Consider the following 20,614-nt stretch of genomic DNA (forward strand, 5'->3'; position numbering starts at 1 on the left):
CCTGTCCTGAGTGCCGCTAGAAGGCAGCGGCATAGCGCTGCAGTTCCCAGTCGCTGACATGGCGGGCGTAGCTGATCCACTCGGCCCGCTTGAGCCGGATGAAGGCCCGTGACAGCGTCTCGCCCAGGGCCTGGCAGACCACCGGGTCGGCCTCGAGGGCGTCCACGGCCTCACCCAGCGACTGCGGCAGCAGGCCAATGCCACGTGCCCGCAGCGCCGGCAGATCGAGCTGGAACAGGTCGTCGGTACAGACCGGGGGCAGCGCCGGTTGGCGGTCGATGCCGTCCAGGCCGGCGGCGATCAGCGCGGCCGTGGCCAGATAGGGGTTGGCGCTGGCATCGGGCACGCGCCACTCGAAGCGGCCGGGCAGGGTGCGCACCAGCGCCGAGCGGTTGTTGGGCCCATGGGCGATGTAGGCCGGCGCCCAGCTGGTGCCCGACAGGCTTTCGCCCACCACCAGTCGCTTGTAGCTGTTGACCGTGGGGGCGGCCAGCGCACACAGCGCCGGCGCGTGCGCCAGCACGCCGGCGGCGAAGTGGCGACCCAGCACCGACAGGTCCTCACCGGCCTCATGGGGCTTGAACAGGCACTCGCCGGCCGCATCCCACAGCGACACATGGAAGTGCAGGCCGCTGCCCGGCTGGTTGGCGAAGGGCTTGGGCATCATCGAGAAAACCATGCCGTGCGCCTCGGCCAGCGCATGGGCGGCCAGCTTGAAGCCCATCAGGTGGTCGGCACTGGCCAGCGCCTCATCGAAGGCGAAGTTCAGCTCGTACTGGCCATGGGCATCCTCGTGGTCGATCTGCAGCACGGTCAGGCCCCAGGCCTCCAGCACGCCGCGCAGCGCGTGCAGGAAGCCGGCCTGGCGCGGCAGCGACTTCAGGTCGTAGCTGGGCTTGTCCAGCCGGTCGTGGTCGTCCACCGGCACGAAGCGGCCGCCTTCTCGGCGCAGCAGGAAGAACTCGGGCTCGATGCCGGTCTTCAGCGTCCAGCCGCGCTCGGCCAGGCGGGCGGTGGCCCGGCGCAGGACGTGGCGCGGGCAGGCGTCGAAGGGCTGACCGGCAACGAAGCCGTCGCAGACCACCCGCGCATAGCCCGGCTGCCAGGGCATGGGGGTGATGCGGCGCTGGTCGCCGCGCGCGTAGTACTCGGCGCGCGCGCCGGTGCGCGGCAGGTCGGTGCCCCAGATCGACGGGCCGGCGAAGCCGGCGCCGGTGGCGAGCAGCTCGCCCAGCTGGTGCAGCGGCACGTATTTGCCCTTGGCCACCCCGTGCAGGTCGGTGAACTGGGCGAGCAGGGTGTGCACGCCCTGCGCGGCAAGCTGCTCGCGCAGGGTGGCCACGTCGGTTCGGGCGTCAGTCAATGCGGATCCAGGTGGTCTTCAGCTCGGTGTACTTGTCGAAGGCGTGCAGCGACTTGTCGCGGCCGTTGCCGCTCTGCTTGTAGCCGCCGAAGGGCACGGTGATGTCGTCCTCGTCGTACTGGTTGACATGCACCGTGCCGGCCCGCAGGCCGCGCGCCACGCGGTGGGCGCGGTTGATGTTGTCGCTCCAGACGCTGGCCTGCAGGCCGTAGGCCGAGCCGTTGGCCAGCGCCAGGGCCTCGGCCTCGTCCTGGAAGCGGATCACGCTCATCACCGGGCCGAAGATCTCCTCGCGGGCGATCTTCATGTCGTTGCGGATGCCGTCGAACACGGTGGGCTCGACGTAGTAGCCGCCGGTCTCGGCGCGGGCCTGGCGCCCGCCGGTGACGCAGCGGCCCCCTTCGGCGTGGCCGGCATCGATGTAGCCCAGCACGGTCTTGAGCTGGGTCTCGTCGACCAGCGCGCCCAGCTCGGTGGCCGGGTTCAGCGGGTCGCCCGGGGCGTACTTGGGCGCCTCGGCGGCGACCAGCCGGACGAACTCGTCCGCCACCGAGGCCTGCACCAGCACGCGCGACGGTGCGTTGCAGCTTTCGCCCTGGTTGAAGAACATGCTGCCGGCCACGGTGCGGGCGGCGCGGGCCAGGTCCTTGAAGTCGTCGAAGACCACGAAGGCCGACTTGCCGCCCAGCTCGTTGTAGACCCGCTTGAGGTTGGAGCGGCCGGCGTAGTCCAGCATGCGCCGGCCCACGCGGGTGGAGCCGGTGAAGCCGATCGCGTCGACCTCCATGTGCAGCGCCAGCGCTTCGCCGGCCTCGTGACCGAAGCCAGGCACGACGTTGAAGACGCCCGGCGGAATGCCGGCCTCGATCGCCAGTTCGGCCAGGCGCAGCGCGGTGTAGGGGCTCTTCTCGCTGGGCTTGAGCACCACCGAGTTGCCGGCCGCCAGCGCCGGGCCCAGCTTCCAGGCGGCCATGATCATCGGGTAGTTCCAGGGCACGATCGCGCCGATCACGCCCATGGCTTCGCGGGTGATCAGGGCCAGCGCGCTGTCGGGCGTGGGGGCGATCTCGTCGTAGATCTTGTCCACCGCCTCGGCGTACCAGGCGATGCAGCGGGCGGTGGAAGGCACGTCGACCGACAGCGAATACTGGATGGGCTTGCCCATGTCCAGGGTTTCGAGCAGCGCCAGCTCTTCCTTGGCCGCCAGGATCTTGTCGGCAAAGCGCTGCAGGATCTTCTTGCGCACGGCCGGCGCCTTGCCGGCCCAGCGGCGGTCGTCGAACGCGGCGCGGGCGGCCAGCACCGCGGCGTCGATGTCGGCGGCCTGGCCGCGTGCCACCGCACCGAGCAGCCGGTTGTCGATCGGGGAATGCTTGGCGAAGGTCTGGCCGTCGGCGGCGTCGACGCGCTTGCCGTCGATCAGCGCGCGGCCATCGGGCCGGAGGTCGGCGGCGCGCGCCGCCCAGTCGATCGTGCTCATGGGAAGTCTCGGTTCTGGAAACGAAACGGCCGCGCGAACCGGTCAGCCCGCGCGGCCGGCAGGGGCAGGGTCAGAAAGCGACCACCACCGATGCCGCCAGCATGTTGTTGGTCTTCTTGAGGGCGCCGGTCTTGACGTCTTCGAACACCGCGCGGTCAGCACCGTCGAGGCGGTACTCCAGCTTCAGCGTGGTGCTGGTGTCGAACAGGTACTTCAGACCGGTGGTGACCGCCCAGCGGTTGGCGCCACGGTTGGGATCGGCGGGGTTGGCGCCGATGCCGTTGCGGCCGTCGAAGGTGGTCGGGTTGTCGTTGGCGTCCACGAAGCCGGTGTAGCCGAACAGGCCGCCACCGTTCTTGGTGTTGCGGATGTAGTCGGCGCGGATCAGGCCCTGCAGGCGCGGGTCGAACAGGTAGCCGGCCAGGCCGGACAGGCCCCACCACTGGCTGTCACCCCCGTTGGTGGCGGCGCCCTTCTGGCGGCCGAAGCTGGCCTGGCCCTGCAGCGTGATGTCGCCGCGGGTGAAGTAGCCATCGACTTCGAGCAGCTGGGCCATCGACGGCAAGCCGGTGTTGAAGTTGGTGGCCCGGCCCACCAGTGCGGCGGCGCCCCAGCCGGCGAACTCGCCCTTGGCGTAGTCGACGCGCGCGGCGATCACCGGCCGCTTGTCGCCGCTGTCCTTGATGGTCTTGTTGACGTTGCCCAAGGCCCAGCGGATCCACCACTTGCCGTCCTTGATGTCCATGCCGACACCGGTGTAGTTGGTGGGCAGCGTGAAGTCATACAGCAGGTTGTGCGAGGTCAGCGGGTTCAGCGTGGGCTGCTGGTACTCGTAGCCCGACCAGTCGGCGATCTGGCCCACCAGCAGGCGGGTCTGCAGGTCGCCCAGCGGGATCGACACCGTGGCTTCCTGGACGATCGATTGGCCATCGACGACCGCGCCGGTGCCGCGGTTGGGCGCCAGCGTGAGCTTCCAGATCACGCCGCTGTCGGTTTCCTTGGTCAGGTCCAGCACCGCGGCACCCATGTAGGAGGTGTCGTAGTTGTAGCCGTCGCCCTGCTGGTTCAGGAACTGCACGCCGGCGCGGTTCTGGCGCTGGTTGTAGACGAAGGTGGGCTCGATGTAGCCCGAGATCTTCAGGCCCTTGTAGCCCTGGTCGGTGAAGTTGTCCTGGATGGCCTCGGTCTTGACCGCGATGCGGTTGAACTCGGCGGCCTGCTCAGGCGTCATGCCCCACTGGGGCTTGGTGGCGGCGGCGCCGTCAAGCTTCTTCTCGAGGTGGGCCACGCGCTCCTTCAGGGCGCGCAGCTCCTTGAGCAGCTCTTCATTGGACTGCGCGGCCACCGGGAATGCGGCGGACACGGCCAGGGCGAGGAGGGTCGGACGCAGCAACAAGCTCATGGAGGGTTCCTTCTGGCTGGGGTTGTCTCTGTGGTGGTGTTCAGTGGCGGGCCGCTTCGGCCATCTCGCGCTGGCGCTTGCGCTCGGCATTGGCGATCGCGTAGCTCGCGAGCACGGTGCCGATGGCAACGACCAGCACGATCAGCGTGGCGATCGCGTTGACGCTGGGGTTCAGGCCCAGACGGGCCCGGGAGAAGATGACGAGCGGCATCGTCGTGGAGCCGGGGCCGGACAGGAAGGCCGACAGCACGACGTCGTCGAGCGACAGGGTGAAAGTAAGCAGCCAGGCCGACATCAGCGACTGGGCGATCATCGGCAGCGTGACCAGGAAGAAGACCTGGCGCGGACGCGCACCCAGGTCCATCGCGGCTTCCTCGAGCTGCGGGTTGAGCTCCTGCAGCCGGGCCTGCACCACCACCGTGGCGTAGGCCATGCCCAGCAGCAGGTGGCCCATCCAGATGGTCAGCGCGCCGCGCTCCGGGAAGCCCAGCGCGCGCTGCACCGACACCATCATCAGCAGCAGCGACAGGCCCACCACCACCTCGGGCATCACCAGCGGCGCATTGACCATGCCCGAGAACACGGTGCGGCCGAAGAAGCGCTTGTACTTGACCAGCGCGAAGGCCGCGAAGGTGCCCAGCACGACCGAGCCGCAGGCGGTGAAGAAGGCGATCTTCACCGACAGCCACAGGCCGGTGAGCATCTCCTGGTCGTCCAGCAGGGCCGCATACCACTTCAGCGTGAAGCCGCGCCAGACGTTGGCCACCGGCGAGTCGTTGAAGGAGTACAGGATCAGGGCGATGATCGGCAGGTACAGGAACAGGTAGCCACCGGCCAGCCAGCCCTTGCCGAAGCGGCGGTTGAAGTTGGGGGTCAAGCGCATGTCAGCGGTTCTCCTGCGCTTCGGCCTGGTACTTGTTGAAGATGGCCAGTGGCACGATGATCAGCAGGATCATCACCACGGCCACGCTGGAAGCCATCGGCCAGTCGTTGTTCGAGAAGAACTCGTCCCAGACCACGCGGCCGATCATCAGTGTTTCAGGGCCGCCCAGCAGCTCGGGGATCACGAACTCGCCGACGCAGGGAATGAAGACCAGCATCGAGCCGGCGATGATGCCGGCCTTGGACAGTGGCACCGTGATGCGCCAGAAGCCCTGCCAGGGCGTGGCGCCCAGGTCGGCCGCGGCTTCCAGCAGGCGCAGGTCCATCTTGGCCAGGTTGGAGTACAGCGGCAGGATCATGAAGGGCAGGTAGGTGTAGGTCATGCCCAGCACCAGCGAGAACGGCGTGTTCATGAACTTGCCTGGCGCGCTGATCAGGCCGCCGGCCACCAGCAACTGGTCCACGCCGGTGACGATCAGCAGGTCGGACACCCAGCCGTGTTCAGACAGCAGGGCCTTCCAGGAGTACACCCGCAGCAGGAAGCTGGTCCAGAAGGGCAGCATCACCAGCATCAGCAGGGTGGGCTGGATCGTGGGCTTGGCGCGCGCCATGAAGTAGGCGAACGGGTAGCCGATCAGCAGGCACAGCAGGGTGGTCACCGCCGCGTACTTCAGGCTGGCGATGTAGGTCAGGAAGTAGAGGTCGTCGCTGGCGATGAACTGGTAGTTGGTGAACTTCAGCGTCAGCGCGAGCACCCCTTCCTTCCAGGTCAGCACGTCCTTGAAGGTCACCGTCTCCATCTCGGAGACGCTGATCTTGGCCAGGATCAGGAAGGGGAACAGGAAGAACAGCAGCAGCCAGCCGTAGGGCAGGGCGATGACGCCGGTGCGGCCGGTGAACAGGCGCTGCAGGCGCCGGACCAGGGCTTTCATGGCTGCGTCCTCATTGGGTCAGCACCACGTGGGCCGAGCGCGACCAGTGCGCCCAGACGCTGTCGCCCCAGGTCAGCTCGTCGTCGCGCTGGCGCACGGTGTTGGCCTGGCTGACCTTGAGCATGGCGCCACTGGCCAGCTTGACGCGGTAGACGGTGAAGCTGCCGAAGTAGGACATCTCCTCGATCGTGCCCCGCACGGTGTTGTAGTCATCGGCCGGCTTGTGGCGGGACAGGTGGATCTTCTCGGGCCGCAGCGCCACCGTGACCGGCATGCCCTGGGTGCCGGTGATGCCGTGGCCGACGAAGTGCTTGCAGTCGTCGCAGCCGATGACCACGTGGTCGGCGTAGTCCTCGTCCAGCGTGCCTTCCATGAGGTTGACGTTGCCGATGAAGTCGGCCACGAATCGGGTCTGCGGGGTCTCGTAGACCTCGGAGGGCGAGCCCACCTGCAGGAAGCGGCCTTCACTCATCACCGCCACGCGCGAGGCCATGGTCATCGCCTCTTCCTGGTCATGGGTCACCATCACGCAGGTCACGCCGACCTGCTCGATGATGTTGACCAGCTCGATCTGGGTCTGCTCGCGCAGCTTCTTGTCCAGCGCCCCCAGGGGCTCGTCCAGCAGCAGCAGCTGCGGCTGCTTGGCCAGGCTGCGCGCCAGCGCCACGCGCTGCTGCTGACCGCCCGAGAGCTGGTGCGGCTTGCGCTTGGCGAACTTGCCCAGCTGCACCAGCTTGAGCATGGCATCCACCCGCGCGGCCACCTCGTCCTTGGGCAGGCCGTCGCGCCGCAGCCCGAAGGCGATGTTGTCCCACACCGTCAGGTGCGGGAACAGCGCGTAGGACTGGAACATCATGTTCAGCGGCCGCTCATACGGCGGCAGCCCGGCCAGGTCCTGGCCGTTGAGGATGATGCGACCGGAGGTGGGGGTCTCGAAACCCGCCAGCATGCGCAGCAGCGTGGTCTTCCCGCAGCCCGACGAGCCGAGCAGGGCGAAGATCTCGCCCTTGGCGATGTCGAGGCTGACATGGTTGACGGCCTTGTAGCCGCTGAAGTCCTTGACCACATCCTGGATCTGGAGGAAGTGGGCGTCGGCGCTGTTGCTGGCGGGAGAGGGACTCATGGTGTTCCGGTCGCGAGGCCTCAGAGGCCGGTCTTGAACGAGGTGAAGGTGCGCGTCATCAGCCGGCGCAGGTCGTTGTTCAACGAGTCCGGCGGCACCATCTTCTTCATGTCCTCGTCCGACAGGAACACGGTCGGGTTCGACGCCACTTCAGGCTTCACGAACTTCTTCGATTCCTTGTTCGGGTTGGCGTAGAACACCTTGTTGGTCAGCTGCGCATGCACCTCGGGGCGCAGCACGTAGTTGATCCACTTGTGGGCATTGCCCGGGTGCGCCGCATCGGCGGGGATGACCATCACGTCGAAGAACAGCAGACCGCCGGTCTTCGGGATCAGGGCCTGGATGTTCTGGCCGGTCTTGCCATCGATCGCGCGCTGACGGGCGATGTTGATGTCACCCGACCAGCCCAGCGCCAGGCAGATCGAGCCGTTGGCCATGTCGTTGATGTAGCCCGAGGAGCTGAACAGGGTGACGCTGGGGCGCACCGACTTCAGCAGCTGCGCCGCCGCGGCGTAGTCGGACGGGTTCTTGCTGAACGAGGGCTTGCCCAGGTAGTGCAGCGCGGCCGGCACGATCTCGGAGGCCGAGTCCAGGAAGGATACGCCGCAGGACTTCATCTTCGAGATGTACTCGGGCTTGAAGACCAGGTCCCAGGCGTTCTCGGGCATGGGCGTGCTGCCCAGCGCCGCCTTGACCTTGTCGACGTTGATGCCCACGGTGGTGAAGCCCCAGAGCCAGTCGACCAGGTAGTCATTGGTCGGGTCCATGGCCTGCAGCTGCTTGAGCACCGCCGGGTCCAGGTTCTTCCAGTTGGGGATCTGGCTCTTGTCGAGCTTGCGCAGCAGGCCGCCGTCGATCTGCAGCTTGGCCCAGTTGGACGAGGGCACGACGATGTCGTAGCCGGTCTTGCCCGCCACCAGCTTGGCGTGGACGATCTCATTGTTGTCGAAGTTGTCGTACCGGACCTTGATGCCGGTTTCCTTCTCGAAGTTCTTGATCGTGTCTTCGGCGATGTAGTCGGACCAGTTGTAGATGTTGAGGACCTTCTCCTCTTCCTGTGCGAAGGCCTGACCGGCTGCGAGCAGCAGGCTGGCGCTGGCCAGGGCGAGGACCGAGCGGACGGATCTGAACTTCATGGTGGTGAGACCTCCGGGGTGGCTTGGGGTAGGGGAGTGACAGTGGCGGTCCTCAGCGGAGGCTGGCGGATCGCGCCCATTCAGCGGACGAGTCTAGGTGGCGGTTGACCAAGGCTGCAACGGGGGTTGCGAGGGCTGTCGGGCGTCCACCACGGGGGCGGCACCCGACCACGCTCACAGCCAGCCCTGGCGGGTGGCGTCGGCCAGCGTCAGGTCCAGGCACTTGCGCACCAGGGCCATCAGCTCGTCGATCTGCGCGCGCGACATGACCAGCGGCGGTGCAATGATCATGCGGTCGCCGACGGCACGCATGATCAGGCCGTTACCGAAGCAGTGGCCGCGGCAGACCATGCCCACTTCCAGCTCCGACGGGAAGAGCGTGCCCTTCGCCTTGTCCTTGACCAGCAGCAATCCCGCCATCATCCCGCAGTGATCGACATCGCCCACCAGCGGGTGATCCCGCAGCGACTCGAACTGCTCAGCAAGATACGGGCCCACGTTGTCGCGCACATGCTCGACCAGGCCCAGTTGCTGGATCAGCTTGATGTTGGCCACCGCCACCGCCGCCGCCACCGGATGACCCGAGTAGGTGAAGCCGTGGTTGAAGTCGCCGCCCTGTTCGATCAGCACCTTGGCCACGCGGTCGCCCACCATCACGCCGCCCAGCGGGATGTAGCCCGAGGTCACGCCCTTGGCGAAGGTCATCAGGTCGGGCTTTGAGCCCATGGTCTGGCTGCCGAACCAGTTGCCGGTGCGGCCGAAACCGCAGATCACCTCGTCGGAGACCAGCAGGATGCCGTACTGGTCGCAGATGCGCTGGATCTCGGGCCAGTAGGTCTCGGGCGGCACGATCACGCCGCCGGCGCCCTGCACCGGCTCGCCGATGAAGGCGGCCACTTTCTCGGGGCCGACCTCCAGGATCTTGGCCTCCAGCCAGCTGGCGGCCACCTTGCCGAAGTCGGCGCGGCTCATGTCGCGGCCGTTCTCGTACCAGTAGGGCTGGTCGATGTGGACGATGCCGGGAATCGGCAGGCCGCCCTGGGCGTGCATGTAGCTCATGCCGCCCAGCGAGGCACCGGCCATCGTGGAGCCGTGGTAGCCGTTCTTGCGGCTGATGATCACGTGGCGCTCGGGCTGGCCCAGGATGTCCCAGTAACGGCGGACCATGCGCACGATGGTGTCGTTGCCCTCGGAGCCCGAGCCGGTGAAGAACACATGCTCGAAGCCGGGCGGCGAGACCTGCGCCAGCAACTCGGCCAGTTCGATCGACGGCGGCGTGGCGGTCTGGAAGAAGGCGTTGTAGAAGGGCAGCTCCTTCATCTGGCGCGTGGCGGCGTCGATCAGGGCCTGCTGGCCGTAGCCGACGTTGACGCACCACAGGCCGCTCATCGCGTCGAGGATCTTGTGGCCCTCGCTGTCCCAGATGTAGATGCCCTCGGCCTTGGTGATGATCCGAGAGCCCTTCTTGCTCAGGCTGCCGAAGTCGGTGAAGGGGTGCAGGAAGTGCTTGGAGTCGGCCTGCTGCCACTCGCGGGTGCTGCGCTTGGTCGCCACGGCGGGCGCCTGGATGACGATGTTGTCTTGCATGGTGTTGCTCTCGAATCAGGTCGGCAGGTCAGACGTGCAGAAGGAGGTGCTCGCGCTCCCACGGCGAGATCACCTTCATGAACTCGGCGTGCTCGATCTCCTTGACCTCGGTGTAGACGGTGACGAAGGACTCGCCCAGCACGCTGGCCAGGTCCTTCTCGTTGCGCAGCAGGTTCAGCGCTTCGCCCAGGCTGCGCGGCAGCTGGTACTCGCCCAGGTAGGCGTCGCCCTTGCACTCGGGCGTGGGGGCGACCTTGTTCTTGATGCCCAGGTAGCCGCAGGCCAGGGTGGCGGCCAGCGCGACGTAGGGGTTGGCGTCGGCGCCGATCACGCGGTTCTCGATGCGCCGGGCCTGGGGCGAGGCCAGCGGGCTGCGGATGCCCACGGTGCGGTTGTCGGTGCCCCACTGGATGTTGATCGGCGCGGCGGTGAAGCGGGCGAGGCGGCGGTAGCTGTTCACATAGGGCGCGAACAGCGCCATGGCCGCCGGGATGTACTTCTGCAGGCCGCCGATGTACCAGTAGAACTCGTCGCTGGGGCTGCCGTCTTCCTTGCTGAAGATGTTGCGGCCGGTCGCCTTGTTGACCACCGACTGGTGGATGTGCATGGCGCTGCCCGGCTCACCGGCGATCGGCTTGGCCATGAAGGTGGCGAACATGTCGTGGCGCAGCGCGGCTTCGCGCACCGTGCGCTTGAAGAAGAAGACCTCGTCGGCCAGGCCCAGCGGGTGGGCGTGGAAGAAGTTGATCTCCATCTGGCCGGCACCGATCTCGTGGATCAGGGTGTCGACGTTGAGCTCCATCTTGTCGCAGTAGTCGTAGACGTCCTCGAACAGCGGATCGAACTCGTTGACCGCGTCGATCGAGTAGGCCTGGCGGGAGGTCTCGGAGCGACCGCTGCGGCCAATCGGCGGCTTCAGCGGCATGTCGGGGTCGGTGTTGCGGGCGACGAGGTAGAACTCGAGCTCGGGCGCCACCACCGGGTCCCAGCCCTCGGCGGCGAACAGGTCGCAGACGCGGCGCAGCACGGAGCGGGGCGCGAAGGGCACCAGCTGGCCGTCGCGGTCGTAGCAGTCGTGGATCACCTGGGCGGTGGGGTCCACGGCCCAGGGCACCAGCCGCACCGAGGCCGGATCGGGCCGCAGGTGCATGTCGTGGTCCATCGGGCTGATGACGTCGTAGTAGGGGCCTTCCTCGGGGAATTCGCCGGTCACGCCCATGGCCACGACGGCCTCGGGCAGCCGCATGCCGCGGTCCTCGGTGAATTTCTCGCGCGGCAGGATCTTGCCGCGGGCCACGCCGGTGAGGTCGGGCACAAGGCACTCGATCTCGGTGACGCGGTGTTCATTGAGCCAATGTTCAAGCTCGTGGAAATTGAAGAGTTCTTTGCTGGCCATGTCGGCACCTGGATGGTTTCGCGCGCGGGTTGGGTGTGCTCCCCGCTGGGGGGAGCGCCGGGCCGCGCGGGCCCCGGCGTGTTCAGAGCGTCAGTTGCGGGCTGGCTGAGGGGCCCGGTGGCGGTCGCGGTAGGCTCGGCAGGCTTGGCCGAAGGCGCCCAGCATCGCGATCGACTGCGGGTTGTCGGCGGCCAGCCACTCGGGGTGCCATTGCACGCACAGGCTGAAGCCCGGCGCGCTGGCCACCGAGAAGGCTTCCACCAGGCCGTCGGGCGCACGCGCTTCGACGCGCAGCCCATCGGCCAGGCGATTGACCGCCTGGCCATGGACCGAGTTGACGCTGAACTGCGTGCCGGCGCCGAACAGGCCAGCCAGGTGGCCGCCCGGCTGCACCGTCACCGGGTGGGCGGCGCCATAGGCCTCGGCCGCGGGCGCGCCCTCGCGGGGGCGGTGGTCGTCGTGGCCGTCCACCTCATGCACCGCCTGGTGCAGCGAGCCACCCAGGGCCACATTGGTTTCCTGGGTACCGCGGCAGATGCCGAACAGCGGAATGCCACGCGCCAGTGCGCGGCGGATCAGCGGCAGGGTCCAGCCGTCGCGCAGCGGATCCAGCGGCAGCGAAGGGTCATGGACCTCCTCGCCGAAGTGGCTGGGGTGCACGTTGCTGGGCGAGCCGGTCAGCAGCACGCCATCGGCCATGTCCAGCAGGGCGTCGATCTCGGCGGCCTCGGCGGCCGGCACCACCAGCGGCAGGGCGCCGGCCAGGCGGACCGCGTCGATGTACTTCTTGCCGGCGATGTGGAACGGGTGCTCGCCCAGCATGCGGTTGCAGGCCGGCACCAGCACGACCGGCTTGGCGGCAGGGTTGTCAGGGGGCAGGGTCATGTCGTTCATCGTGCTCATCCCAACAGGTCGCGCAGACGGTACCAGGCCATGCCCAGCACCAGGGCCGGCGTGCGCAGCAGCCGACCGCCCGGGAAGGGATGGTGCTTGAGCCGGGCGAAGACGTCAAAGCGCGAGGCATCACCGGTCATCGCCTCGGCCACCAGGCGGCCGGCCAGGCCGGTCAAGGCCAGGCCGTGTCCCGAGAAGCCTTGCAGGTAATACAGGTTGCTGCCCAGGCGGCCGAAATCGGGCGCGCGGTTCATGGTGATGTCGACAAAGCCGCCCCAGGCGAACTCGATCTTCGCGTCGCGCAGTTGCGGGAAGGTCCCGGCCATGCGCTGGTGCATGCTGGCGGCCAGGTTGGGCGGCGTCATCGTGCTGTAGCTGACGCGGCCGCCGTAGAGCATGCGGTGGTCGTTGGTGGTGCGGAAGTAGTCGAGCACGAAGTTGGTGTCGCAGACCGCCGAGCGGCTGGGCACCAGCGAGTCGGCCAGACCGCTGTCCAGGGTCTCGGTGCAGACGATGTAGGTGCCGACCGGCATGATCCGTTGTTCCAGCTGCGGGGCCACGCCCTGCAGGTAGACGTTGCCGGCCAGCAGGACCTGGCGTGCCCGCACCTGACCTTGCGCGGTGCTCAGCTGGACGACATCGCCGGGCTGCAGCGCGGTGACCGGGCTGTCTTCGTGGATGCGTACTCCCGCGGCGGCGGCGGCGCGGGCGATGCCCAGTGCGTACTTCAGCGGATGCAGGTGGCCGGAGCGCGGGTCGTGCAGACCGCTGTGGTAGCGCGGGCTGGCGATCCAGTCCTGAATGGCTGATGGGGCCACCAGCGTGAACTGCGCACCGTAGACACGCGCCATGCGCTCGGCCCAGGCGGTCAGCGCCGCGCCCTTGCCCGCCGAGGTGGCCACGCCCAGGTAGCCATCGCGCCAGTCGCAGTCGATGCCGTGCTGGGCGATGCGCTCGCGCAGCAGATCCAGGGCCTCGAGCGACATGTCCCACACACGGCGGGCGTCGTCCAGACCCAGCTGGGCTTCAATGGTCTCCTGGTCGCAGGCCAGACCGTGGATCGCCTGGCCACCGTTGCGGCCGCTGGCGCCCCAGCCCACCTGGCGGGCCTCAAGCAGCACCACCTGCCGGCCCTGCTTGGCCAGGTCCAGCGCCGCGCACAGGCCGGCCAGACCGCCGCCGACGATGGCGACATCACAGTCGACCGCACCCTGCAGGGCAGGAAAGGTCTGGGTGCGCGGGGCGGTGGCAGCGTAGTAGGACTGCCGGGCAAGATCGCGGTCGACGCTCAGGAAACTCATACGTTATGCGCTAGGCAAGCCCTCTGGCGGTGATGTTCTCTATCGAGCAAGCTTCAGACCAACAAGATCATTGCCGATCAGTCTGCTGCCCCGAAAAATCGTTGGAAGGCAGTGTAGGCGTCGGCACGCGCAATGTGCTTGCGCGCCGACCCCGGAGGAACCCGGTCTGGCGCAATTTCATGCGAGGATCTGTGCGAAGATTGCACGATCATGCGAAACAGCTCCCCCCGCCTGCAATTGGATGCGATTGACCGGGCCATCCTGACCCAGCTGCAGCACAACGGAAAGCTCTCCAATGTGGAGCTGGCGCAGCGGGTCCACCTGTCGCCGTCGGCCTGTCTGCGGCGCGTGAAGCAGCTGGAGGAGGCGGGCGTGATCGCCCAGACGGTGGCGCTGCTGAACCCCAAGGCGGTGGGCCAGCACGGCACCAGCTTCACGATCATCAACCTGGAGTCGATGACCAACAGCCTGCTGGAAGCCTTCGAGCAGGCGGTGCGCGACGAGCCGCAGATCCTGGACTGCTACTACCTGACCGGCTCGAACGACTACATGATCCGCTTCACCTACCGGGATGCGGAAGACCTGGAGCGCTTCCACACCCAGGTGCTGATGCGCCTGCCGGGCGTGGAGCGGTCGAACTCGATGCTGGTGCTGCGCACCGTGAAGAAGACCACCGCGCTGCCGCTGTAGGGCCCGTTCACACGACCGGGAGGGCCTGGCGCGGCAGCCGCCGGTCGGCCTCAGCCGATGAAGGCGCGGCGCTGCTCGGCCAGGCGCCGGCCCAGACCGTCCACCTCTTCCGACAGGGCCAGGCGGGCCTGCGGGTAGATCAGCGACTCCTCCAGCGCGATGTGGTCGTGGTAGAGGGCGGTGAAGACCTCGACCCCGGCGCGCAGGGCGTCCAGGTCGTACCAACTGTAGCCATCGGCCACCGCAGAGAGCTGCAGCGCCAGCTCGCGCCAGTCTTCCTCCAGCCAGCCGTGGTCCAGCTGCAGGCGCTGGACGTGGCGCACCAGCTCCAGATCCTGGCCGCTGAGCAGCGGCGGGAACACGGTGCGCTCCTCGTCGCGGTGGTGCTCGTGCGCCTCGGTCTCGAAGAAGCGCATCACCGCGCCGGCCATCTGGCGCGCCGCCGGGTCGACGCTGTGCCGCTCCAGGTGGTCGATCAGGCGGTTGAGCACCTGCAGGTGTTCGATCACCCGGGCATGGCAGGCATCAAGCGCCTCGAACGGAGCGAGGCGGGCCTGCAGCTGGCGCTGCAGTTCGGGGGTCAGGGCCTGGGCCATGGTGGGATCCTCCGGCGACGTTGCGATGGCCCATTCTTCGGGTCTGTCCGGGCGTCGCCCTTGTCCGATGTCAAAGGCCCTGGGGGCTGTCGTGCGCCGCGCCGCCCTGGTGCGTGGGCTGCACCAGCGCAGCGCAGCGCGGCACCAGCCTGGGTCGTCTGAACTACAGCCCGGCCAGGCGCCGCTGCCCGCACAACCAGGTCCACACCGCATGGGCGGCGGCGAGGCTGCTCAGCTCGGCGTGGTCGTAGGGCGGCGCCACCTCGACGCAGTCCATGCCGACAAAGGGCAGCGCACACAGCTCCTCGACCAGGGTCAGCAACTGGCTGCTGCTCAGGCCGCCCGGTTCGGGCGTGCCGGTGCCCGGGGCGAAGGCCGGATCCAGGCAGTCGATGTCCAGGCTCAGGTACAGCGGCGGGCGGCCCTGCGCCTCCCAGCGCCGCCGGATGGCCTGGACCACGGGCGCCAGCGCCGCCGGACCGTCCTGGCCCCGCAGGTCGCGGGCGGTGAAGATCTGACCGCCCTGGGTGCGGACATAGTCGCGCGCCTCCGGCACCGCGGCCGACCGGATGCCGATCTGGGTGAAGCAGACAGGATCGACCAGGCCTTCCTGGATGGCTTCCCAGACCCAGGTGCCATGGCCGCTGGGTTCGCCGAAATGGTCTTCCCAGGTGTCGCAATGGGCATCGAAGTGGACCACCCCCAGCGGCTGGCCCAGGTGCGCACGGTAGGCGCGCAGCAGCGGCAGCGTGACCGAGTGGTCGCCCCCCAGCCAGGCCATGCGGTGGCGCTGCAGCAGCGCCGGCAACTGCGGCATCAGCGCGGCGCGCATGCCCTCCAGGCTGGTGTTGGGCAGCGGCAGGTCGCCCGCGTCGGCCAGCACGCCGTCGAGGTCCAGCCCGAACAGCGGATGGGTGCCGTCGCACAGCGTGTGGCTGGCCTGGCGGATGGCTGCCGGTGCGAAGCGGGCGCCGGGTCGGTTGGTCACGCTGCCGTCCCAGGCCAGGCCGGCCACTGCGAAAGGCGCTGCGGGCGCGGCATGGGTGCTCGGGCAGCGCAGGAAGCTGGTCTGCGCCAGGTAGGCGAATCCGGTCATGAACGCTGGGCGGGGTGTCCGCCGTGTCGGGGAAGGGGTGGAAGTGTAGGCAGCGCCTGGTGGGCGGAGCGGGGATGCGTGTTTACCATGACGAAATGACGGTTGCGCCATGTGAAATGCAGCGATGCTGCGATGCCGCAAAATTTCTCATTTCGAAAAATTGGCTTTCACACTGCGGAAGATGATGGATAAGTTGTTGTTTTTATTGAGATGAAAAAGTAGTCTTATATAAGACACAAGTGTTCGCAGGTCTGTGGCTCGGGTTAAGCTAACGCCCATCTTGATCCTCACTTCCCCCTTGCCAGGAGAGCATTGATGACCCGACTGACCCGCGAACAACAGATCGCCGCCCTCGAAAAGGACTGGGCCGAGAACCCCCGCTGGAAGCTCGTCAAGCGCGGCTACAGCGCGGCTGACGTGGTGCGCCTGCGCGGCAGCCTGCAGCCCGAGTACACGCTGGCCCAGCGTGGTGCCGAGAAGCTGTGGGAGAAGGTCAACGGCGGCGCCAAGAAGGGCTACGTCAATGCCTTCGGCGCGATCACCGCCGGTCAGGCGATGCAGCAGGCCAAGGCCGGCCTGGAGGCCGTGTACCTGTCGGGCTGGCAGGTCGCCGCCGATGGCAACACCAGCGAAACCATGTACCCCGACCAGTCGCTCTACGCGTACGACTCGGTGCCCACCATGGTCCGCCGCATCAACAACACCTTCAAGCGTGCCGACGAGATCCAGTGGAGCCGTGGCATCAACCCGGGCGACGAGCAGTTCGTCGACTACTTCCTGCCGATCGTCGCTGACGCGGAAGCCGGTTTCGGCGGCGTGCTCAACGCCTTCGAGCTGATGAAGAACATGATCGCCGCGGGCGCTGCCGGCGTGCACTTCGAAGACCAACTGGCCGCTGTCAAGAAGTGCGGCCACATGGGCGGCAAGGTGCTGGTCCCGACCCAGGAAGCCATCGAGAAGCTGATCGCCGCGCGCTTCGCCGCCGACGTCATGGGCGTGCCGACCATCGTGCTGGCCCGCACCGACGCCGAGGCCGCCAACCTGATCACCAGCGACCACGACGCCAACGACAAGCCCTTCCTGACCGGCGAGCGCACCCAGGAAGGCTTCTACCGCGTGAAGAACGGTCTGGAGCAGGCCATCAGCCGTGGCGTGGCCTACGCGCCCTACGCCGACCTGGTGTGGTGCGAGACCGGCGTGCCCGACATCGGCTTCGCCCGCGAGTTCGCGCAGGCCGTGCACGCCGCCTGCCCGGGCAAGCTGCTGAGCTACAACTGCTCGCCCTCGTTCAACTGGAAGAAGAACCTGGACGACAAGCAGATCGCCTCGTTCCAGGAAGACCTCTCGGCGCTGGGCTACAAGTACCAGTTCATCACGCTGGCCGGCATCCACATCAACTGGTACAACACCTTCCAGTTCGCCCACGACTACGCCCGCGGCGAAGGCATGAAGCACTACGTGAACCAGGTGCAGGAGCCGGAATTCGCGGCCCGCGACCGCGGCTACACCTTCGTGTCGCACCAGCAGGAAGTCGGCGCCGGCTACTTCGACGACGTGACCACCGTCATCCAGGGCGGCTCGTCCAGCGTCAAAGCGCTGACCGGCTCGACCGAGGAAGAGCAGTTCCACTGATCGATTGAAGTCGCCTGCCGACCGCAGGCGCACCCGGGCCCGGCCGCCACCAGCGGCCGGGCTTTTTTCATGGGCGACTCACAGCGAGGCGTGCAGCATCTCGCGGTACTCGTCGGCCGTGGCCACACGCGGGTTGGTGCCGTGGCAATGGTCGGCCATCGCGCCAGTGATCACGCGGTCGAACAACTCCGGTGTCACGCCCAGCGCGCCCAGACCGCTGGGCAGGCCCAGCCGGGCGTTCAGTTCGCGCACGGCCTCGGCCAGCTCGGTGCCCTGGCTGTCACAGCCCGGCAGGCCGATGGCCTGCGCCATGCGCTGCAGACGCCGCTCGCGCTGGATGCTGTCGGCACCCGCGTTGAAGCGGATCACGGCGGGCAGGAACATCGCGTTGAGCGTGCCGTGGTGCAGGCGCGGGTTCACGCCGCCCAGGCTGTGGCTCAGGCTGTGCACCGCGCCCAGGCCCTTCTGGAAGGCCATCGCGCCCTGCATGCTGGCGCTCATCATCTGCCAGCGCGCCTCGCGGTCCTGGCCGTCACGGGTGGCGCGCTCGATGTGGGCCCAGCCACGTGCCAGGCCGTCCAGCGCGATGCCATCCGCGGGCGGGTTCACCGCCGCGGCCATGAAGGTTTCGAAGCAATGCGCCAGCGCGTCCATGCCGGTGGCAGCCGTCAATGCGGGCGGCAGGCCCAGCGTGAGTGCCGGGTCCAGCAGTGCGGCCTTGGGCAGCAGCAGCCAGCTGTGAAAGCCCAGCTTGCGGCCATCGTCGACGATGATGATGGCGCCGCGTGCCACCTCGCTACCGGTGCCGGCGGTGGTGGGCACGGCGATCAGCGGCGCCACGCGGTCGGTGATCTTCGGGCTGCCACCCTCGATCGTGGCGTAGGTCTTCAGCGGGCCCTCGTGGGTGGCGGCGATTGCCACGCCCTTGGCCAGGTCGATGCTTGAGCCGCCGCCCACGGCAATCAGGCCGTCGCAGCCTTCATCGCGGTACTGCGACACCGCCGCCCGGACCGCCGCCTCGGTGGGGTTGGACGGCGTGCGGTCGAACACCGCATGCGGCACCTCGCCCAGCGCGGCCAGCGCCTGGTCCAGCACACCGGCGGCGCGCACACCCGGGTCGGTGACCACCAGCGGGCGGCGGATGCCGATGCGCGCGCATTCGGCAGGCAGTTGCGCGACCACGCCGAAGTCGATGTCGATCTGGGTGAGGTACAGGATGCGGGCCATGACGGAGTTCGGGATGGAGGAGGGCACAGTATGCTCAGGCCTGCGCCCCCGTGCCCCCGAGACTTTCCTTGAGTACCCACCTGCTGACGCCGGCCATGGCCGGCATCCTGGAGCGGATCCAGCGCGCCAAGCGCCCGCCCTTCCACACGCTGTCGCCGCAAGACGCCCGGCGTGCCTATGTTGCTGGCGCCGAGGTGCTGGAGCCGCCGCGCGCGCCGCTGCCGCGGGTGGAGGATCTGCAGGTGCCCGGCGCCGGTGGGGCCCTGCTGGCCGCGCGCCTGTATGCGCCCTCGACCGAGCGGTTGCCGCTGCTGCTGTATCTGCATGGTGGCGGCTTCGTGATCGGCGGGCTGGAGACCCACGACAGCCTGTGCCGCCAGCTGGCGCTGCGCAGCGGTGGCGCGGTGCTGTCGCTGGACTACCGGCTGGCGCCGGAGCACCGCTTTCCCACCGCGGTGGACGACTGCGTCAGCGCGCTGCGCTGGCTGATCGACGAGGGCGCTGCCAGCCTGGGCCTGGACGGTACCCGCATCGCCGTCGGCGGCGACAGCGCCGGCGGGACGCTGGCCGCGGTGGCGGCGCTGCAGGCCCGCGACGCCGGCCTGCCGCTGGCCCTGCAACTGCTGATCACGCCCGGCACCACCGCGCATGCCGACACCGGCTCGCACACCCTGTTCGCCAATGGCTTTCTGCTCGATGCGGCGGCCATCGCCTGGTTCTTCGACCACTACATCGACCGCCACCACCGCAGCGACTGGCGCTTCGCCCCGCTGCTGGCCCCCGACGTGGACGGCGTGGCCCCGGCCTGCGTGCTGCTGGCCGAGTGCGACCCGCTGGTCGATGAAGGTCTGGCCTACGCCGACCGGCTGCGTCTGGCCGGCGTGCCGGTCGAGCTGGAGCTGTACCGGGGCCTGACCCATGACTTCATCAAGATGGGCCGCATCCTGAAGGAGGCCGGCCAGGCCCAGCAGGTGGCGGCCGATGCCCTGCGAAAGGCCTGGAACGCATGAAACGCGCCGATTTCCGTTTTCTGGACCGCCAGCGCGTGCGCTGGGCCGAGGTGGACCTGCAGAAGATCGTCTTCAACGGCCACTACCTGATGTACATGGACACCGCGGTGGCGGGCTACTGGCGCGCGCTGGCGCTGCCCTACCACGCCACCATGGACGCCCTGGGCGGCGATCTGTACGTGCGCAAGGCGACGCTGGAGTACCACGCCTCGGCCGAGTACGACGACGCGATCGAGACCGGCATCCGCTGCGAGCAGATCGGCAACTCGTCGATGCGCTGGGTCAGCGGCGTGTTCCGCGGCGAGGAGTTGCTGGTCAGCGGCGAGCTGGTCTATGTCTTCGCTGACCCGGTGGCGAAGAAGTCGCTGCCGGTGCCGCCCGACCTGCGCCGTGTGCTGCAGGGCTTCGAGGCCGGCGAGGCGATGGTCGAGGTGCGCGTGGGCACCTGGGACGAACTGGGCCGCGAGGCCGGTGCGATCCGCCAGCAGGTCTTCGTGCAGGAGCAGCGCATCCCCGCCGACATGGAGTGGGACGCGGCCGATGCCGCCTGCCTGCATGCCGTGGCCTTCAACCGCTTCGGCCTGCCGCTGGCCACCGGGCGGCTGCTGGAGCACGTGCCCGGCGTGGCCAAGATCGGCCGCATGGCGGTGCAGCGCCCGATGCGCGGCAGCCAGATCGGCCGCCACGTGCTGGATGCGCTGATGGCTGCGGCGCGCCAGCGCGGCGACCGGGAGGTGCTGCTGCATGCCCAGACCAGCGCGGCGGGCTTCTACCGGCGCGCCGGCTTCGTGCCGCGCGGGCCGGAGTTCGAGGAGGCGGGCATCGCCCACATCGAGATGGTCTGCCCGCTGTAGGGGCGCCTCCAAC

18 protein-coding genes are annotated in these 20,614 nt (G+C 68.2%); 4 read left to right on the forward strand and 14 right to left on the reverse strand.

Annotated elements, in window-relative coordinates; translation table 11 throughout:
* Positions 1-16 precede the first annotated feature (16 nt).
* The 11 genes from glnT to KAK07_RS03125 all read right to left on the reverse strand — a co-directional run bounded on the left by glnT (position 17) and on the right by KAK07_RS03125 (position 13,496).
* A complete protein-coding gene (gene glnT, locus KAK07_RS03075) occupies positions 17-1,363 on the reverse strand; it encodes a type III glutamate--ammonia ligase (RefSeq protein WP_247661080.1) in 1,347 nt (448 codons plus the stop codon).
* On the reverse strand, positions 1,356-2,843 hold the full coding sequence (locus tag KAK07_RS03080) for an aldehyde dehydrogenase (RefSeq protein WP_210854004.1): 1,488 nt from the start codon (positions 2,841-2,843) through the stop codon (positions 1,356-1,358). Before KAK07_RS03080 ends, glnT begins: the two co-directional genes overlap by 8 nt.
* 70 nt (positions 2,844-2,913) lie before the next feature.
* Complete coding sequence (locus KAK07_RS03085) at positions 2,914-4,245, reverse strand: DUF3138 family protein (protein WP_210854003.1); 1,332 nt, start codon at positions 4,243-4,245, stop codon at positions 2,914-2,916.
* A 40-nt stretch (positions 4,246-4,285) separates the two neighbouring features.
* Positions 4,286-5,128: an ABC transporter permease gene (locus tag KAK07_RS03090; protein ID WP_210854002.1), complete on the reverse strand. Its 843-nt coding sequence runs from the start codon at positions 5,126-5,128 to the stop codon at positions 4,286-4,288.
* A gap of 1 nt (position 5,129) precedes the next feature.
* Positions 5,130-6,059, reverse strand: a complete 930-nt coding sequence (locus KAK07_RS03095; protein ID WP_210854001.1) for an ABC transporter permease — start codon at positions 6,057-6,059, stop codon at positions 5,130-5,132.
* Between the two features lie 10 nt (positions 6,060-6,069).
* Positions 6,070-7,182, reverse strand: a complete 1,113-nt coding sequence (locus tag KAK07_RS03100; protein ID WP_210854000.1) for an ABC transporter ATP-binding protein — start codon at positions 7,180-7,182, stop codon at positions 6,070-6,072.
* 20 nt (positions 7,183-7,202) lie between these two features.
* On the reverse strand, positions 7,203-8,318 hold the full coding sequence (locus tag KAK07_RS03105; protein WP_210853999.1) for a polyamine ABC transporter substrate-binding protein: 1,116 nt from the start codon (positions 8,316-8,318) through the stop codon (positions 7,203-7,205).
* A 174-nt stretch (positions 8,319-8,492) separates the two neighbouring features.
* Positions 8,493-9,905: an aspartate aminotransferase family protein gene (locus tag KAK07_RS03110; protein ID WP_210859067.1), complete on the reverse strand. Its 1,413-nt coding sequence runs from the start codon at positions 9,903-9,905 to the stop codon at positions 8,493-8,495.
* A gap of 28 nt (positions 9,906-9,933) precedes the next feature.
* On the reverse strand, positions 9,934-11,301 hold the full coding sequence (locus KAK07_RS03115; protein ID WP_210853997.1) for a glutamine synthetase family protein: 1,368 nt from the start codon (positions 11,299-11,301) through the stop codon (positions 9,934-9,936).
* 90 nt (positions 11,302-11,391) lie between these two features.
* The gene (locus KAK07_RS03120; protein WP_210853996.1) at positions 11,392-12,186 is read right to left on the reverse strand and encodes a gamma-glutamyl-gamma-aminobutyrate hydrolase family protein; all 795 of its coding nucleotides are present in this window, start codon (positions 12,184-12,186) and stop codon (positions 11,392-11,394) included.
* 14 nt (positions 12,187-12,200) lie between these two features.
* Positions 12,201-13,496, reverse strand: a complete 1,296-nt coding sequence (locus KAK07_RS03125; protein ID WP_210853995.1) for an NAD(P)/FAD-dependent oxidoreductase — start codon at positions 13,494-13,496, stop codon at positions 12,201-12,203.
* 210 nt (positions 13,497-13,706) lie between these two features.
* Here KAK07_RS03125 and KAK07_RS03130 point away from each other — a divergent pair, with 210 nt between their 5' ends.
* Positions 13,707-14,186: an Lrp/AsnC family transcriptional regulator gene (locus tag KAK07_RS03130; protein ID WP_210859068.1), complete on the forward strand. Its 480-nt coding sequence runs from the start codon at positions 13,707-13,709 to the stop codon at positions 14,184-14,186.
* A gap of 50 nt (positions 14,187-14,236) precedes the next feature.
* Here the strand turns inward: KAK07_RS03130 and KAK07_RS03135 are convergent, their stop codons facing one another.
* Together KAK07_RS03135 and speB are read right to left on the reverse strand one after the other, a co-directional pair.
* Positions 14,237-14,782, reverse strand: coding sequence for a hemerythrin domain-containing protein (locus KAK07_RS03135; protein ID WP_210853993.1), 546 nt, complete (start codon positions 14,780-14,782; stop codon positions 14,237-14,239).
* A gap of 163 nt (positions 14,783-14,945) precedes the next feature.
* Complete coding sequence (speB, locus tag KAK07_RS03140) at positions 14,946-15,878, reverse strand: agmatinase (RefSeq protein WP_210859069.1); 933 nt, start codon at positions 15,876-15,878, stop codon at positions 14,946-14,948.
* 315 nt (positions 15,879-16,193) lie between these two features.
* Between speB and aceA the strand changes: the two genes are divergently transcribed.
* Positions 16,194-17,510 (forward strand): isocitrate lyase, encoded by a 1,317-nt coding sequence (gene aceA / locus KAK07_RS03145; protein ID WP_210802064.1) that lies wholly within the window; start codon positions 16,194-16,196, stop codon positions 17,508-17,510.
* Between the two features lie 78 nt (positions 17,511-17,588).
* On the opposite strand, the gene gbd is transcribed toward aceA, so the two are convergent.
* Positions 17,589-18,737 carry a 4-hydroxybutyrate dehydrogenase gene (gene gbd, locus KAK07_RS03150; protein WP_210853991.1) on the reverse strand — a complete coding sequence of 383 codons (1,149 nt, stop codon included), beginning with the start codon at positions 18,735-18,737 and terminating at the stop codon, positions 17,589-17,591.
* Positions 18,738-18,832: 95 nt separating this feature from the next.
* Here gbd and KAK07_RS03155 point away from each other — a divergent pair, with 95 nt between their 5' ends.
* Together KAK07_RS03155 and KAK07_RS03160 are read left to right on the forward strand one after the other, a co-directional pair.
* Positions 18,833-19,747: an alpha/beta hydrolase gene (locus tag KAK07_RS03155; RefSeq protein ID WP_210854034.1), complete on the forward strand. Its 915-nt coding sequence runs from the start codon at positions 18,833-18,835 to the stop codon at positions 19,745-19,747.
* The gene (locus tag KAK07_RS03160; protein ID WP_210859070.1) at positions 19,744-20,601 is read left to right on the forward strand and encodes a YbgC/FadM family acyl-CoA thioesterase; all 858 of its coding nucleotides are present in this window, start codon (positions 19,744-19,746) and stop codon (positions 20,599-20,601) included. The genes KAK07_RS03155 and KAK07_RS03160 overlap by 4 nt, the downstream gene beginning before the upstream one ends.
* The last annotated feature ends 13 nt before the right edge of the window (positions 20,602-20,614 follow it).

The sequence above is a fragment of the Ideonella alba genome, assembly GCF_018069875.1.
Classification (GTDB): Bacteria; Pseudomonadota; Gammaproteobacteria; order Burkholderiales; family Burkholderiaceae_C; genus Ideonella; species Ideonella alba.

What these genes read in the sequence shown, in the direction of transcription:
- KAK07_RS03110 (WP_210859067.1), bottom strand. Translation starts at nt 9,905, where the DNA reads ATGCAAGACAACATCGTCATCCAGGCGCCCGCCGTGGCGACCAAGCGC.
- KAK07_RS03160 (WP_210859070.1), top strand. Translation starts at nt 19,744, where the DNA reads ATGAAACGCGCCGATTTCCGTTTTCTGGACCGCCAGCGCGTGCGCTGG.
- KAK07_RS03120 (WP_210853996.1), bottom strand. Translation starts at nt 12,186, where the DNA reads ATGACCCTGCCCCCTGACAACCCTGCCGCCAAGCCGGTCGTGCTGGTG.
- aceA (WP_210802064.1), top strand. Translation starts at nt 16,194, where the DNA reads ATGACCCGACTGACCCGCGAACAACAGATCGCCGCCCTCGAAAAGGAC.
- gbd (WP_210853991.1), bottom strand. Translation starts at nt 18,737, where the DNA reads ATGGCCCGCATCCTGTACCTCACCCAGATCGACATCGACTTCGGCGTG.
- KAK07_RS03080 (WP_210854004.1), bottom strand. Translation starts at nt 2,843, where the DNA reads ATGAGCACGATCGACTGGGCGGCGCGCGCCGCCGACCTCCGGCCCGAT.
- speB (WP_210859069.1), bottom strand. Translation starts at nt 15,878, where the DNA reads ATGACCGGATTCGCCTACCTGGCGCAGACCAGCTTCCTGCGCTGCCCG.
- KAK07_RS03130 (WP_210859068.1), top strand. Translation starts at nt 13,707, where the DNA reads ATGCGAAACAGCTCCCCCCGCCTGCAATTGGATGCGATTGACCGGGCC.
- KAK07_RS03095 (WP_210854001.1), bottom strand. Translation starts at nt 6,059, where the DNA reads ATGAAAGCCCTGGTCCGGCGCCTGCAGCGCCTGTTCACCGGCCGCACC.
- KAK07_RS03105 (WP_210853999.1), bottom strand. Translation starts at nt 8,318, where the DNA reads ATGAAGTTCAGATCCGTCCGCTCGGTCCTCGCCCTGGCCAGCGCCAGC.
- KAK07_RS03155 (WP_210854034.1), top strand. Translation starts at nt 18,833, where the DNA reads ATGGCCGGCATCCTGGAGCGGATCCAGCGCGCCAAGCGCCCGCCCTTC.
- KAK07_RS03135 (WP_210853993.1), bottom strand. Translation starts at nt 14,782, where the DNA reads ATGGCCCAGGCCCTGACCCCCGAACTGCAGCGCCAGCTGCAGGCCCGC.
- KAK07_RS03115 (WP_210853997.1), bottom strand. Translation starts at nt 11,301, where the DNA reads ATGGCCAGCAAAGAACTCTTCAATTTCCACGAGCTTGAACATTGGCTC.
- KAK07_RS03125 (WP_210853995.1), bottom strand. Translation starts at nt 13,496, where the DNA reads ATGAGTTTCCTGAGCGTCGACCGCGATCTTGCCCGGCAGTCCTACTAC.
- KAK07_RS03090 (WP_210854002.1), bottom strand. Translation starts at nt 5,128, where the DNA reads ATGCGCTTGACCCCCAACTTCAACCGCCGCTTCGGCAAGGGCTGGCTG.
- KAK07_RS03085 (WP_210854003.1), bottom strand. Translation starts at nt 4,245, where the DNA reads ATGAGCTTGTTGCTGCGTCCGACCCTCCTCGCCCTGGCCGTGTCCGCC.
- KAK07_RS03100 (WP_210854000.1), bottom strand. Translation starts at nt 7,182, where the DNA reads ATGAGTCCCTCTCCCGCCAGCAACAGCGCCGACGCCCACTTCCTCCAG.